This is a genomic window from Mesorhizobium sp. B1-1-1, from assembly GCF_006442955.1.
Lineage (GTDB): Bacteria > Pseudomonadota > Alphaproteobacteria > Rhizobiales > Rhizobiaceae > Mesorhizobium.
This window is the reverse complement of the sequence record NZ_VFWW01000018.1, coordinates 1-13558: the sequence shown is the minus strand read 5'-3', so window position 1 is coordinate 13558 and position 13558 is coordinate 1. Positions and strand designations below refer to the sequence as shown.

General features: G+C 64.4%; 12 protein-coding genes and 1 pseudogene. 11 read left to right on the top strand and 2 right to left on the bottom strand.

Features of this window, described 5'->3' with window-relative positions; translation table 11 throughout:
* Positions 1-23 precede the first annotated feature (23 nt).
* Positions 24-1070: an L-glyceraldehyde 3-phosphate reductase gene (mgrA, locus tag FJ986_RS28330; RefSeq protein WP_140500275.1), complete on the top strand. Its 1047-nt coding sequence runs from the start codon at positions 24-26 to the stop codon at positions 1068-1070.
* Positions 1071-1253: 183 nt separating this feature from the next.
* Positions 1254-1658 carry a Fur family transcriptional regulator gene (locus tag FJ986_RS28325; protein ID WP_140500273.1) on the top strand — a complete coding sequence of 135 codons (405 nt, stop codon included), beginning with the start codon at positions 1254-1256 and terminating at the stop codon, positions 1656-1658.
* Positions 1659-1697: 39 nt separating this feature from the next.
* Here FJ986_RS28325 and polA read toward each other — a convergent pair whose 3' ends face one another.
* Entirely contained in the window at positions 1698-4649 is a 2952-nt protein-coding gene (gene polA, locus FJ986_RS28320) for a DNA polymerase I (protein WP_181171654.1), read from the bottom strand.
* A gap of 474 nt (positions 4650-5123) precedes the next feature.
* On the opposite strand from polA, the gene FJ986_RS28315 reads away from it, so the two are divergent.
* The 7 genes from FJ986_RS28315 (at position 5124) to FJ986_RS28285 (ending at position 11302) form a co-directional block, all read left to right on the top strand.
* On the top strand, positions 5124-6506 hold the full coding sequence (locus FJ986_RS28315) for a M20/M25/M40 family metallo-hydrolase (RefSeq protein WP_140584599.1): 1383 nt from the start codon (positions 5124-5126) through the stop codon (positions 6504-6506).
* A gap of 148 nt (positions 6507-6654) precedes the next feature.
* Positions 6655-7275 carry a ribonuclease D gene (locus tag FJ986_RS28310; RefSeq protein ID WP_140500266.1) on the top strand — a complete coding sequence of 207 codons (621 nt, stop codon included), beginning with the start codon at positions 6655-6657 and terminating at the stop codon, positions 7273-7275.
* 83 nt (positions 7276-7358) lie between these two features.
* Positions 7359-7562, top strand: a complete 204-nt coding sequence (locus FJ986_RS28305) for a hypothetical protein (RefSeq protein WP_140547282.1) — start codon at positions 7359-7361, stop codon at positions 7560-7562.
* 110 nt (positions 7563-7672) lie between these two features.
* A complete protein-coding gene (locus FJ986_RS28300; protein WP_140500262.1) occupies positions 7673-7927 on the top strand; it encodes a GlsB/YeaQ/YmgE family stress response membrane protein in 255 nt (84 codons plus the stop codon).
* 23 nt (positions 7928-7950) lie between these two features.
* Complete coding sequence (locus FJ986_RS28295; protein WP_140500260.1) at positions 7951-8097, top strand: hypothetical protein; 147 nt, start codon at positions 7951-7953, stop codon at positions 8095-8097.
* Between the two features lie 137 nt (positions 8098-8234).
* Positions 8235-10499, top strand: coding sequence for a transglycosylase domain-containing protein (locus tag FJ986_RS28290; protein WP_140522540.1), 2265 nt, complete (start codon positions 8235-8237; stop codon positions 10497-10499).
* A gap of 50 nt (positions 10500-10549) precedes the next feature.
* On the top strand, positions 10550-11302 hold the full coding sequence (locus tag FJ986_RS28285; protein WP_140500256.1) for an SDR family oxidoreductase: 753 nt from the start codon (positions 10550-10552) through the stop codon (positions 11300-11302).
* Positions 11303-11328: 26 nt separating this feature from the next.
* Here FJ986_RS28285 and FJ986_RS28280 read toward each other — a convergent pair whose 3' ends face one another.
* Positions 11329-12249 (bottom strand): zinc-binding dehydrogenase, encoded by a 921-nt coding sequence (locus FJ986_RS28280; protein WP_140676594.1) that lies wholly within the window; start codon positions 12247-12249, stop codon positions 11329-11331.
* Between the two features lie 143 nt (positions 12250-12392).
* On the opposite strand from FJ986_RS28280, the gene FJ986_RS28275 reads away from it, so the two are divergent.
* Entirely contained in the window at positions 12393-13202 is an 810-nt protein-coding gene (locus tag FJ986_RS28275) for a helix-turn-helix transcriptional regulator (RefSeq protein ID WP_140522536.1), read from the top strand.
* A 91-nt stretch (positions 13203-13293) separates the two neighbouring features.
* A pseudogene (locus tag FJ986_RS28270) lies at positions 13294-13482 on the top strand (VOC family protein); the annotation flags it as partial.
* Positions 13483-13558: the final 76 nt, after the last annotated feature.

The following is a 13558-nucleotide window of genomic DNA, read 5'->3' as shown; positions in this document are numbered from 1 at the left end:
ATCCAGCTTCGAGGATTTTCCCCATGCCCTATGTCGCCGCCGAAAACCGCTATGAAAAAATGGTCTATAACCGCTGCGGGCGGTCCGGCCTGAAGCTGCCGGCGATCTCGCTGGGGCTGTGGCACAATTTCGGCAACGACACGCCGCACGGGACCAAGCAGGCGATCGTGCGCAAGGCCTTCGACCTCGGCATCACGCATTTCGACCTCGCCAACAATTACGGGCCGCCGCCCGGCTCGGCCGAGATTGCGTTCGGTGAGATACTGCGCACCGACTTCGCCGCCTACCGCGACGAACTCATCATCTCGACCAAGGCCGGCTACGAGATGTGGGCGGGGCCCTACGGTCAATGGGGCGGACGCAAATATTTGCTGGCCAGCCTCGACCAGAGCCTGAAGCGGATGGGGCTCGACTATGTCGACATCTTCTATTCGCACCGCTTCGATCCGGATACGCCGCTGGAGGAAACGATGGGCGCGCTCGACCATGCGGTGCGCGCGGGCAAGGCACTCTATGTCGGCATCTCATCCTACAATTCGCAGCGCACGCGCGAGGCGGCCGATATACTGAAGCGGCTCGGCACGCCTTGCGTAATCCATCAGCCGAGTTATTCGATGCTGAACCGCTGGGTCGAGGACGATGGCCTGCTCGATACGCTCGATGGGCTGGGCGTCGGCTCCATCGTGTTCTCGCCGCTGGCACAGGGCATGCTGACCGACAAATATCTCGGCGGCATCCCCGAGGGCAGCCGTGCCTCCCAGGGCAAGTCGCTGCGGCCGGCCTTCATCAACGACAAGACCATCGCCAACATACAGGCATTGAACGCGATCGCGGGCCGCCGCGGCCAGACGTTGGCGCAGATGGCGCTGGCGTGGGTGCTGCGCAAGGGCAAGGTGACATCGGCGCTGATCGGCGCCAGCCGGCCGGAGCAGGTGGAGGACTGTGTCGGCGCGCTGGAGGCGCCCGACTTCAGCGACGCCGAGCTTGCCGAGATCGACAATTATGCGCGCGAGTCCGACATCAATCTGTGGGCAGCCTCGGCCGAGCGCAATGGCCCGCCGAGGAAGTAGGCATCGGAGCCGGCAAACGACAACGGTGGGAGCCCTCCCGCCGGTATCGTTTGCGGAATGCCGCGCCAGCGCGTTTCAACAGAGGAGTAGCAAAGACAGCGGTTCGTCGCTATCTGAATGGGACGGGCCGTTTGCATATGGAAACGGCCTGTATGTGACACAAGGCAGGTCGGAAACAGGATCATGGCGGCAAGGGATGTGCTGACGAAGAACCAGCTGTGCGTGCTCGAGAAACTCGAGGCCGCCAGCGGGCCGCTCAGCGCCTACACCTTGCTTGACCAGCTGCGCGAGCGGGGTTTCCGCGCGCCGCTGCAGGTCTACCGCGCGCTCGACACGCTGGTGAAGTCCGGCTTCGTGCATCGGCTGGAAAGCCTCAATTCCTTCGTCGCCTGCGTCGAACCGCACGATCACAGCCATTCCATGACCGCTTTCGCCATCTGCGACACATGTGGCCAGGTGAGCGAAATGTCCGACCATGATGTCGGCCACCGGCTGGACGAATGGGTGCGCTCCACCGGCTTTGCCGCCAAGAAGGCGGTGATCGAGTTCCGCGGGACATGTGCCAAGTGCCGGGCGCAAGCTGCCTAGTCTAAGGTGTATCGATATTCAGGTGATGCCGGCCTGGCGCTAGTGCGCCTCGTCCCAATTGTTCGCCGCTCGAGCGTCCACATGCAGCGGCACCGACATCGACACCGCCGGCATGGCCGCGTTCTCCATGACATGGCGCACGACGGGGATCGTCGCCTCCACTTCCGCCTCGATCGTCTCGAAGATCAGCTCGTCATGCACCTGCAAGAGCATGCGGGCCGAAAGCCTGGCCTTCTCCAGCGCCTCGTCCATGCGCACCATGGCGCGGCGGATGATGTCGGCGGCGGTGCCTTGCAGGCGCGCGTTGATCGAGGCGCGCTCGTTGAAGGCGCGGATCGAGGGATTGGAAGACCGGATCTCGGGGTAGTGGATGCGGCGGCCGAAGATGGTTTCGACGAAACCGTGCTCGCGGGCATAGGCCTTGGTCTCTTCGATATAGTCGCGGATGCCGGGGAAGCGCTCGAAATATTTTTTGATGTAGTTGCTGGCCTCCTCGCGCGGGATCGACAGCTGGTTGGCAAGGCCGAAAGCCGAGATGCCGTAGATGATGCCGAAATTGATCGCCTTGGCGCGGCGGCGCACTTCCGAAGGCATGCCCTCCACGGGCACGTTGAACATTTCCGAGGCCGTGATGGCGTGGATGTCGGCGCCGTCGGCGAAGGCCTGCCGCAATTGCGGGATCTCGGCGACATGGGCGAGCACGCGCAATTCGATCTGGCTGTAGTCGGCCGAAACCAGGCGGTTGCCCTTGTCGGCGATGAAGGCCGTTCTGATCCTGCGCCCCTCGGCGGTGCGCACCGGGATATTCTGCAGGTTCGGGTCGGAGGATGACAGCCGCCCCGTCGTCGTCGCGGCGAGCGCGTAAGAGGTGTGGACGCGCTTGGTGTCCGGGTTGACGAAGCCGGGCAGCGCATCGGTGTAGGTCGATTTCAGCTTGGTCAGCTGGCGCCAGTCGACGATCTTGCGCGGCAGTTCGTGGCCTTCGGCGGCGAGGTCTTCCAGAAGCTGCGCCGAGGTCGACCATTGGCCGGTCTTGGTCTTGGAGCCGCCGGGCAGACCCATGCGGCCGAACAGGATGTCGCCGAGCTGCTTGGGCGAGCCGATGTTGATGCGCTCGCCGACGAGCTGGTAGATTTCTTCCTCGAGCCGGGCTGCGCCCTGCGCCAGTTCGCCCGACAGCCGCGACAGGATCTGCCGGTCGACCGAGATGCCGCGCTGTTCCATGCGCGCCAGCACCGGCACCAGCGGCCGTTCCAGCCGTTCATAGACCGACACCAGGCCCTTGGCGGCGAGCCGCGGCTTCAGCACCAGCCAGAGCCTGAGCGTCACATCGGCGTCCTCGGCCGCGTGGGCGGTCGCCTTGTCGACGTCGACCTGGTCGAAGCCGACGGAATTTTTCCCGGAGCCGGTCACGTCCTTGAGCTGAAGCGGACTATGGCCCAGCCATTTCTCGGCAAGCGCGTCCATGCCGTGGCCATGCGAGGTGCCGGCATCGAGCACGTAGGAGATCAGCATGGTATCGTCGAAGGGGCCTACGTCGATACCGTAGCGGCTCATGATGACGAGATCGTATTTCAGGTTCTGCGCGATCTTGAGGACAGACTTGTCCTCGAGCAGCGGTTTCAGCACGGCCAGCGCCTCGCGCAGCGGGATCTGGTTGTCGATCGGACCACCGCCGAGCAGGTCGCCATTTCCGCTCCTGTGGGCGAACGGCACATAGGCGGCGCGACCTGGCGCCGTCGCCAGCGACAAGCCGATCAGTTCGGCCTGCATCGGATCGGGCGACGTCGCGCGGGCATCGAAGGCGACGATGCCGGTCTCCAGCGCCTCGGCGACCCAGGCCTTCAGGCTGGCGACATCGCGGATGCATTGATAGGCCGAAATGTCGATCTTGCGGGCGGTGGCGGCCTCCAGGCGAAGCGCCGACAGAAGCGAAGGGGTGTTGCCCTCCTTCGTGCCGCCGGCTGCGGCTAGGGCCGTCTCGCCGTCCTGCTTCGCCTCGGCGCTGGGCGCGACCGGCGCGCCGGCGCCGACATCCGGCCCATGCGCGGAGTCGGCGCGTTCGACCGTCACAGCGATCGCCTGGACGTCGCTTGCCTCGGTTCCCGTGGTTTCCGCCACGCGGCGGGTCAGCGAAGAGAATTCCATGGTCTTGAGGAAGCCGATCAGCTTCGGCCCGTCCGGCGCGTGCAGGACGAATTCGTCCAGCCCCTCGGCCACCGGCACATCGTTCTTCAACGTCACCAGCTGGCGCGAGATGCGCGCCTTGTCGGCATTGGCGATGATGGATTCGCGTCGTTTCTCCTGCTTGATCTCGCCGGCGCGCTCAAGCAGTCCGTCTAGGTCACCGAACTGTTCGAGCAATTGCGCCGCAGTCTTCGGTCCGATGCCCGGCACGCCGGGAACATTGTCGACGGAATCGCCGGTCAATGCCTGCAGGTCGATCATCTTCTCCGGCGGCACGCCCCATTTCTCGCTGACCTCGGGAATGCCGATCTGGCGATCCTTCATCGGATCGTACATGCTCACCGTCGGGCCGACCAACTGCATCAGGTCCTTGTCGGAGGAGATGATGGTGGTGTCGCCGCCGGCCTCGCAGGCCAGACGGCAATAGGTGGCGATGAGGTCGTCGGCCTCGAACCCTTCCATCTCAAGGCAGGGCAGGTTGAACGCCCTGGTCGCCTGACGGATGAGGCCGAATTGCGGGATCAGGTCTTCCGGCGGCGCCGAACGGTTGGCCTTGTATTCGGGATAGAGGTCGTTGCGGAAGGTTTTCGACGAATAGTCGAAAATGACCGCGAAATGCGTCGGCACGATGCCGACATCGGTGTTGCGCGCATCCTGCATCAGCTTCCACAACATGTTGCAGAAGCCGGACACGGCGCCGACCGGCAGGCCGTCGGACTTGCGGGTCAGCGGCGGCAGCGCGTGATAGGCACGGAAGATGTAGCCGGAGCCGTCGACAAGAAAGAGATGATCGCCTTTTTTCATGCGGGCAGGGATAGCGCGGCGCGGCGGCTTGGTCCATGCCAAAGGCACCGCTTCCAGCAACACCCTGACAGGCAGGCGACAGGTTGGTTGGAAAGAGGTGAAATCGGCATTATTTTCGCCCGCGGGACTGCCTGGCTCCGTCCGTCCAACGGCCGCTCACGGCCATGTTACAAAAGTGTAATATTCGTGCCCTTGAATCGCCACGTTCGAGGACACAGATAAATGGCATCGGCAATTTTCGCCGACGTCCGGAGCAAGGCCCGTCCCCCGCCTATCCCGGACACCTGCGGCAGCCTATCCCCCCTCTCCGGGCTGCCGCATCGTTTCGAGTAGAAGGGCCGCCGTGGTTCCCCCTCCACCACGGCGGTCTTTTTTGTTTCGAATACGCGCTTGAGCCCGTGGTCCAATGGTCCCGGGCTTTTCGTTTGCCCGCTCTGCCTTTACGGTTCCGGCACTGAATCGAAAGGCTCGCCAATGTCAATTTCCTCCGTTCTCGACCGTCTCGACAAGAATCTCGACCACAGCCTGGAGCGCCTCTTCGGTCTGCTCCGGATCAGGTCAATCTCCACCGATCCGGCCTATGCCGCCGATTGCCGCAAGGCGGCTGAATGGCTGGTGGAAGAACTCAAGGTGATCGGCTTCGACGCCAGCGTGCGCGACACGCCCGGCCACCCGATGGTGGTTGCGCATCATGATGGGCCGGCCGGTTCACCGCATGTGCTGTTCTATGGCCACTATGACGTACAGCCGGTCGATCCGATCGAGCTTTGGGAAAACGACCCGTTCGCGCCGGCGGTCAAGGAGATCGAGCCCGGCCACAAGGTGATCACCGGGCGCGGCTCGGCCGACGACAAGGGTCAGTTGATGACCTTCGTCGAGGCTTGCCGGGCCTGGAAGCAGGTGCATGGCAATCTGCCGTGCCGCATCACCATCCTGTTCGAGGGCGAGGAGGAGTCGGGCTCGCCGTCGCTGAAGCCCTTCCTCGAAGCCAATGCCGATGAACTCAAGGCTGATTTCGCGCTGGTCTGCGATACCAGCATGTGGGACCGCGACACGCCGTCGATCTGCGTGGGGCTGCGCGGGCTGGTTGGCGAGGAGATCATCGTGAAGGCCGCCGACCGCGACCTGCATTCGGGTCTCTATGGCGGCGCCGCTGCCAACCCGATCCGCATCCTGGCAAAGGTGCTGGCCGACATTCACGACAAGGACGGCCATATCACCATCCCGGGCTTCTATGACGGCGTCGAGGAAACGCCGTCGCAGATCCTGAAATCATGGGAAACGCTGGGCGAAACGGCCGAGACGTTCCTTGGCCCCGTCGGCCTGTCGATTCCGTCGGGCGAAAAGGGCCGCTCGCTGCTGGAACTCACCTGGGCACGGCCGACGGCCGAGTTCAACGGCATCACCGGCGGCTATACCGGCAAGGGCTTCAAAACAGTGATTGCGGCGCAGGCCTCGGCGAAAGTATCTTTCCGCCTCGTCCACAAGCAGGATCCCAAGAAGATCCGCGCCGCCTTCCAGCAATTCGTCAGGGAGCGCATTCCGGCCGACTGTTCGGTGGAGTTCCACCCGCATGGTGGCTCGCCGGCGATCCAGCTTTCCTACGACTCGCCGTTCCTGGCCAAGGCCAAGACGGCGCTGTCGGACGAATGGCCGAAGCCGGCGGTGACGATCGGCGGCGGCGGCTCGATCCCCGTGGTCGGCGACTTCCAGACCTATCTCGGCATGGAGTCGCTGCTGGTCGGTTTCGGCCTCGACGACGACCGCATCCACTCGCCCAATGAAAAGTACGAGTTGAGTTCCTTCCACAAGGGCCAGCGCTCCTGGGCGCGCATTCTGGACGCGCTCACGCGCTGAGCCGGGAACTCACGAAAGGCGGGAAAATCAAGTTTATGTTGATTTTTCCGCCGATCACGGCAAGGACGGGTTGCCAGCGCAACGTGCTGGAGCGCGCGCGTCCGCTCGATGGATGCGCGATGCCGAAAGCGCGACCCCGGAGAAGACGATGAGCGATATCCGTTTCCACAAAAACGATCTGCCCGACCTGTCCCGCTACAATGTCGGGGCGGTTGCCATCGATACGGAAACGCTGGGCCTGAACCCGCATCGCGACCGGTTGTGCGTGGTGCAGATTTCACCCGGCGACGGCAGCGCCGACGTCATCCAGATCGCGCCGGGCCAAAAGGAAGCGCCGAACCTCGTCAAGCTCTTGGGAAACCACAGCGTGACCAAGCTGTTCCACTATGGGCGCTTCGACCTTGCCGTGCTCTACCATGCGTTCGGTGTGATGCCCGAGCCGGTATTCTGCACCAAGATCGCCTCGCGGCTGACCCGCACCTACACCGACCGGCATGGTCTCAAAGACATCTGCTTCGAGCTTCTGGGCGTCGGCCTGTCCAAGGCGCAGCAATCGTCGGACTGGGCGGCCGAAACGCTGTCGCCCGAACAACTCGAATACGCCGCATCCGACGTGCTCTATCTGCACCGGCTGCGCGACGTGCTGGCGGCGCGGCTGGCGCGCGAGGATCGCACGAAAGAGGCCGACGCCTGTTTCCGCTTCCTGCCGACACGCGCCAAGCTTGACCTCATGGGCTGGGACGAAGAGGATATTTTCGCTCATAGCTGACGGCGTCGCGGCGCTGCCGCCGATGTTCCGTCCGGGACCAGATGCCGGCCGTCGTGTTCCGTCGGCTCGAAAAGAGGGATGACATGGCGGATAGGAAGCCCATATCGACCGCGCCCACCGACGGCTCCAAGGTCACCGTGACCTGGAAGGACGGCGACGGCGTGCTCAACGAATCCATCGCGCAATACCGGGACGGCGGCTGGTGGGTCTACATCGACAGCGATACGCAGAAGAAGGTCGAGCCGACGAGCTGGCGGCCCGCCGGGAGCGACGACGGCGACCAATGAGCAGGCCGCTGGCGAGGGCGGCGGCTTTCGCATAGCCTGAAGCCGTTGATATCGAGGCCGATTCGGGGCTTTCCGCTCCGCGCTCGCCTCTTGCTCGGAGGGAAATCGCCATGGGCGTCGAAAGCCTGCTCGTCTTCATCATCATCGGTGCCATCGCCGGCTGGCTCGCCGGTCTCATCGTCTCCGGTTTCGGCTTCGGCCTGATCGGCAACATCATCGTCGGCATCATCGGCGCGTTCATCGCGGGCTGGCTGTTCCCGCGGATCGGCTTGTCCATCGGCGGCGGCATCCTCGCCTCGATCATCCACGCCACGATCGGCGCCATCATCCTGCTGATCCTGGTCAGGGTCCTGAAGCGAGCCTGAGGCCGGGCACCGAGGAGCGCGCCATGAAACAGAATACGCTTTATCTCGTCATTGGCGCGCTCGTCGTCGTGGTCATCGCGCTCGGCGTCTACGTCTACCGCGAACAGACCAAGCCGAAAGGCGTGGAGCTCAAGATCGACGACAAGGGCATCTCGATCCAGCAGAACTGAACGGAGCCCGGGCTTGCCGGCTCCGCATTGCTCCCCACGCCTGACTATCGCTGCCTGCCGGATTTAACCCGCCTTTAAACCGCCGCATCTACTCTGCAACCCGAACGCCATAGGCATCGGGATATCAAGCGCAGCGCATGGCGAACCGCAGAGACAGCCGCATCGAACCCAGTTTCGAGGGACCGCCACAAGCGAGATCCCAGACCGGTCTTTCGGTGAGCGAGGAGGATCGCGTCGTGCCCAGCAACCGCAAAGCCTCCGCCAAACGCAAACCGCCGAAGGCAAAATCGTCGCGTGCCAGGCGCGACCGAAGCCGGCGCGGCCTGTTCGGCGTGCTCGGCCGGCTGGTCTACTGGTGCTTCGTGCTGGCCATCTGGGGCGGCATCGCGGTGGCCGGAGTCGTCGTCTACTACGGCGCCAAGATGCCGGCGGCCACGACCTGGTCGATCCCCGATCGCGCGCCCAACATCAAGATCGTCTCCGCCGACGGCCAGCTGCTCGCCAATCGCGGCATGAGCGGCGGCGAGGCGGTCGGCCTGCACGAAATGTCGCCCTACATCCCCGAGGCGGTCATCGCCATCGAGGACCGCCGCTTCTATTCGCATTTCGGCGTCGATCCGATCGGCCTGTCGCGCGCCATGGTCGCCAACCTCGCCGGCGGGCATTTCTCGCAAGGCGGTTCGACGCTGACGCAGCAACTGGCCAAGAACCTGTTCCTGACGCCGGACCGCACGCTGGAGCGCAAGGTGCAGGAGGTGCTGCTGGCGCTGTGGCTGGAGCACAAGCACACCAAGGACCAGATCCTCGAAATGTACCTCAACCGGGTCTATTTCGGCTCGGGCGCCTATGGCGTCGAAGCGGCCTCGCGCCGTTATTTCGGCAAGAGCGCGCGCGACGTCACCTTGTCGGAGGCGGCGCTGCTTGCCGGTCTCCTGAAGGCGCCGTCGCGACTGTCGCCGGCGCGCGATCCCAAGGCCGCCGAGGACCGCGCGCAGCTGGTGCTCGCCGCTATGCGCGACGAAGGCAAGATCAGCGCCAAGGAGCTGACCACGGCGATGAGCGCGCCGGCGACGCGCGCGCCGTCCTACTGGACAGGCTCGGAAAACTACGTCGCCGACACCATCATGGAAGAGCTGCCCGATCTGATCGGCGACGTGCGCGGCGACATCGTCATCGATTCCACCGTCGACCTGAACCTGCAGAAGCTCGCGGAACAATCGATCCGCCGGCTGATCGACGAAAGCGGCAAGAAGCTCAACGTCACCCAGGGCGCGCTGGTGTCGATCGACGATTCGGGCGCGGTGCGTGCCATGGTCGGCGGCTACGATTATTCGACCAGCCAGTTCGACCGCGCCTCGGAAGCGCGCCGGCAGCCCGGTTCGGCGTTCAAGCCGTTCGTCTACATGGCCGCCCTCGAGGCCGGCCGCACGCCCGACAGCGTGCGCAACGATGCGCCGATCAAGATCGGCAAATGGACACCCGACAATTACGGCGGCAAGTATTTCGGGAAGGTGACGCTGGCAACCGCCTTGGCGAAGTCGCTGAACTCGGTGGCGGCCCAGCTGACCATGGAAGTGGGGCCGGACGCAGTGGTCGAGGCGGCGCATCGCATGGGCATCCAGTCCGATTTGCAGGCCAACACCTCGATCGCGCTCGGCACGTCGGAAGTGACGCCGCTGGAGCTGACCTCGGCCTATGTGCCTTTCGCCAATGGCGGCTACAAGCCGGATATTCATTTCATCCGCCGCGTGACATCAGCCGAGGGCAAGGTGCTGTACGACGCCGGCAGCGGCAGCGCGCCACGCGTGGTGAAGCCCGAGATCGTCGGCATGATGAACTCGATGATGACCGGGACGGTGGAGATCGGCACGGCCAGGAAGGCGGCCTTCACCTGGCCGTCGGCCGGCAAGACCGGCACCAGCCAGAATTCGCGCGACGCCTGGTTCGTGGGCTACACCGCCAATCTCACCACCGGCGTATGGTTCGGCAATGACGACGGCAGCCCGATGAAGAAGGTCACCGGCGGCGCGCTGCCGGCGCAGGCCTGGCACGAGTTCATGGTCGCCGCGCATGAGGGCGTGCCCGTGCGGCCGCTGCCTGGTACCTGGAAGTCGACGCCGGCCGATAGGATCGTGCCGGACGAAATCCCATCGGCCGATGCGACGCAGCCGGCTCCGAAGCCGCAAGCGCCTGTCGGCCAGTCGGCGCCCGCTGCCGTCGCGGCGCAGCCAGCGCCGGTTCGCGCGCCCCGCCCGGCCCAGACCGTCGACGCCGACGGTTTCGATATGCCGGGCGATTCCGGAACCACCGCGTCGGTCGGACATCCGGTGCCGCCGGGCAGCGTCGGCGGTCCGCTCAAGAAGCGGCAGACCTCGATCCTCGACATTCTCGGCGGAGGCTAGCGGCAACTCGCCTCTCGCCAGCGCCACACCGTTCGGCTACACCTCCCGACATGGCAGAGATCGACACCAGGAAGACCATTGTGCTGACCGGCGCCAGCCGTGGCATCGGCCATGCCACGGTCAAGCGTTTCTCGCGCGAGGGCTGGCGCGTCATCACCTGCTCGCGCCAGGCATTTGCCGAGGATTGCCCGTGGCCGGCCGGGCCCGAGGACCACATCAAGGTCGATCTCGCCGACCAGGAGGATGTCGGCATCGCCGTCTCCGAAATCCGCCACCGGCTCGAGGCGCATGGCGGCCAGCTGCACGCGCTGGTCAACAATGCCGGCATTTCGCCAAAGCTCAAGGACGGCAACAGCCGCATGAACTCCATCGACACGCCGATGCATGTCTGGCGCGACGTGTTCCAGGTCAATTTCTTCGCGCCGATCATGCTGGCGCGCGGGCTGTTCAAGGAACTGGCATCGGCGAAAGGGTCGATCGTCAACGTCACCTCGATCGCCGGCACCCGGGTGCATCCCTTCGCCGGCACCGCCTATGCGACATCGAAGGCGGCGCTCGGCTCGCTGACGCGCGAGATGGCGCATGATTTCGGGCCGCACGGGATCCGCGTCAACGCCATTGCGCCGGGCGAAATCGACACGGCGATCCTGTCGCCGGGCACGGACAAGATCGTCGAGACCATTCCGCTCAGGCGGCTGGGTACCACGGCCGAGGTCGCCGACATCATCTTCTTCCTGTGCTCCGGGCAGGCGTCTTATGTGACCGGCTCGGAAATCCACATCAATGGCGGCCAGCACGTGTGATGGGCTGACCTCAGGCTAGGGATCGTTCATCCGGTCATGGTGAGAACAGCCTTGCCGCTGAAGCTGCGCTGTCGCAGCGCATCCAGGGCTTGGGCGATGTCGGTCCATGGCATGGTCAGGGCGACGCGGGTTTCCAGCCGGCCGGCCGCAACGAGAGCGAGCAGCGCGGCGATGTCCGAGCCAATGCCCGCGCCAGACGTGTAGTAGGCGAAAGTCTGAAGCCTCGCCCCCTCGTGACCCGGAACGAACTGGCGGAACCCAATTGGCGTGAGTTCGCCACTGCTTGAGCCGAACATGACGATCGTCCCGCCGGGCGCGACGCGTTCGATCGCGTGGGCAAGGCTTTGGCCGCCGACCGATTCGGTGATCAGCGAGAACGGCCCCTCAGCCAGTTCGATCGCCTCGACGACTTGCCCGGCACCCAGGCGGCGGAGATCCTCGCCATGCCGGGAGGCCGCGACCGCGGTCACGCTCGCGCCCTGTTCGCGCGCGATCTGGATCTGGAAACGGCCGACCGCTCCACTTGCGCCGGTGATCAGGACCCGTTGGCCGGCAAGGTCGCCGCCATGGCGCAAAGTCCTGAGCGCGGTGGTGCCCGCGACCGGAAGCGTGGCCGCGGAAACGAAGCTGACGTCATCCGGCAGGACGGCGAGGCGGTCAGTCGAAACCGCGACGCGTTCGGCCCAGCCCGCCTGGTCGACCAGAGCCGCGACCCGGGCGCCCACGGCTGGCCCGGAGCCGTCGGCCGCTGGCCGTTCGACGATCCCGACGAGGTCCTGGCCGGGTATCCAGCCGTCCGGGCGTATGGTGAGCAGGCGCAATTCGCCGCGATTCAACGAGGTTGTGTGGACCGAGACAAGCGCCTCGTTTGCGAGAGGCCGTGGGTCCTCGACCTCGGCAAGCGTCAGTCCGGCGGGGCTGTCGGAAGACATGACTAGGGCGAGCATGAGACGTACCTTCCTGCTGGTTTGTGGATGCAAAGCGCGGTGGCATCCTGATCAACCGGGTGCATGGGCAAGCTGGAACCTATCGACTTCCCAGCTTGAAGAATTTAGCTATCGTGGCGTTTAATCGCTAAAAGCCGTCAATCATGAGACAACCTCTTCGTTACCCATGGCTCGATTTCAATGTGGATGACGTCCTCGCACCGGCAATCGCCGTGCGCGTCGACGTTACCGAAACCAGGGCCGAAGTCCCCTCCCATCGGCATCGCAAAGGCCAACTCGTCTTCGCGCTCGGCGGTGGCGTCACATGCCGCGTCCCGAGCGGCCTGTGGATGGTGCCGCCGCATTGCGGGGTGTGGATTCCCGGCGACATGGAGCACAGCAATATCGCGACCGCCAACGCCCGGATCTTCTTCGTCTACATCGAGCCGGGAGCCGCCGAATTGCCGGACCGGTGCTGCACCCTTTCGGTCTCGCCGCTGCTGCGCGAACTGATCATCGAACTGTCCGATGGCGTGGGGGATGATGAGGCGAGGGATGCGCTTTTGATCATGACGCTGCTTGCCGAGCTGCCGCGCATGCCTGTCCAGCGGCTGCATCTGCCGATCTCATCCGAGCCGCGATTGAGGCGGATCGCCGAAGCGTTGGCGCAGGATCCCGCCGACCGCAGCACATTGTCGCAATGGGCCAGCCGGGTTGCGCTCAGCGAGAGCAGTCTCGCCCGTCTCGTCGTGAAGGAGACTGGCCTAAGCTTCGGACGCTGGCGCCAGCAGTTGCATCTGATCGTCGCAATTCGAGAACTGGCCTCCGGTGCGAGCGTGCAGCAGGTCTCCGGCGATCTCGGCTATGATTCCGTCACCGCCTTCATCACCATGTTCAAGAAGGCGCTTGGCAAGCCCCCGGCAAAATACCTCGGCAGCGTCGCGCAAAATGGCGGCTCTGCCTTCGTGGCGTGATCAACCTGGCTCCAGGCGGAGCACCTCGAGCATACATTGTTGGACCAGGCGACGCCTTGTAGATTCGAACGACACCTTGGAGATTGGAAACATGGCGCTCAAGCGAATGGACAACGTAGGAATCGTCGTCGAAGACCTCGGAGAGGCGGTTGATTTCTTTCGCGAACTCGGCCTCGAGCTCGAAGGACGGGCCACGATCGAAGGAGAATGGGCCGGACGTGTCACCGGACTGGGCGATCAGCATGTCGAGATTGCCATGATGCGCACACCGGACGGCCATAGAGCATTTCCTATTTTGGGAGAATCGTAGGATTCCCAAAACCGGATGTTTGTGATTCAAGATGCTGGCTGGATTG

Bases quoted from the DNA above. Each gene is read 5' to 3' on its own strand.
- FJ986_RS28315 (WP_140584599.1), top strand. From the start codon at position 5,124: ATGTCAATTTCCTCCGTTCTCGACCGTCTCGACAAGAATCTCGACCAC.
- FJ986_RS28300 (WP_140500262.1), top strand. From the start codon at position 7,673: ATGGGCGTCGAAAGCCTGCTCGTCTTCATCATCATCGGTGCCATCGCC.
- FJ986_RS28295 (WP_140500260.1), top strand. From the start codon at position 7,951: ATGAAACAGAATACGCTTTATCTCGTCATTGGCGCGCTCGTCGTCGTG.
- FJ986_RS28310 (WP_140500266.1), top strand. From the start codon at position 6,655: ATGAGCGATATCCGTTTCCACAAAAACGATCTGCCCGACCTGTCCCGC.
- FJ986_RS28275 (WP_140522536.1), top strand. From the start codon at position 12,393: ATGAGACAACCTCTTCGTTACCCATGGCTCGATTTCAATGTGGATGAC.
- FJ986_RS28305 (WP_140547282.1), top strand. From the start codon at position 7,359: ATGGCGGATAGGAAGCCCATATCGACCGCGCCCACCGACGGCTCCAAG.
- FJ986_RS28280 (WP_140676594.1), bottom strand. From the start codon at position 12,249: ATGCTCGCCCTAGTCATGTCTTCCGACAGCCCCGCCGGACTGACGCTT.
- mgrA (WP_140500275.1), top strand. From the start codon at position 24: ATGCCCTATGTCGCCGCCGAAAACCGCTATGAAAAAATGGTCTATAAC.
- FJ986_RS28325 (WP_140500273.1), top strand. From the start codon at position 1,254: ATGGCGGCAAGGGATGTGCTGACGAAGAACCAGCTGTGCGTGCTCGAG.
- polA (WP_181171654.1), bottom strand. From the start codon at position 4,649: ATGAAAAAAGGCGATCATCTCTTTCTTGTCGACGGCTCCGGCTACATC.
- FJ986_RS28290 (WP_140522540.1), top strand. From the start codon at position 8,235: ATGGCGAACCGCAGAGACAGCCGCATCGAACCCAGTTTCGAGGGACCG.
- FJ986_RS28285 (WP_140500256.1), top strand. From the start codon at position 10,550: ATGGCAGAGATCGACACCAGGAAGACCATTGTGCTGACCGGCGCCAGC.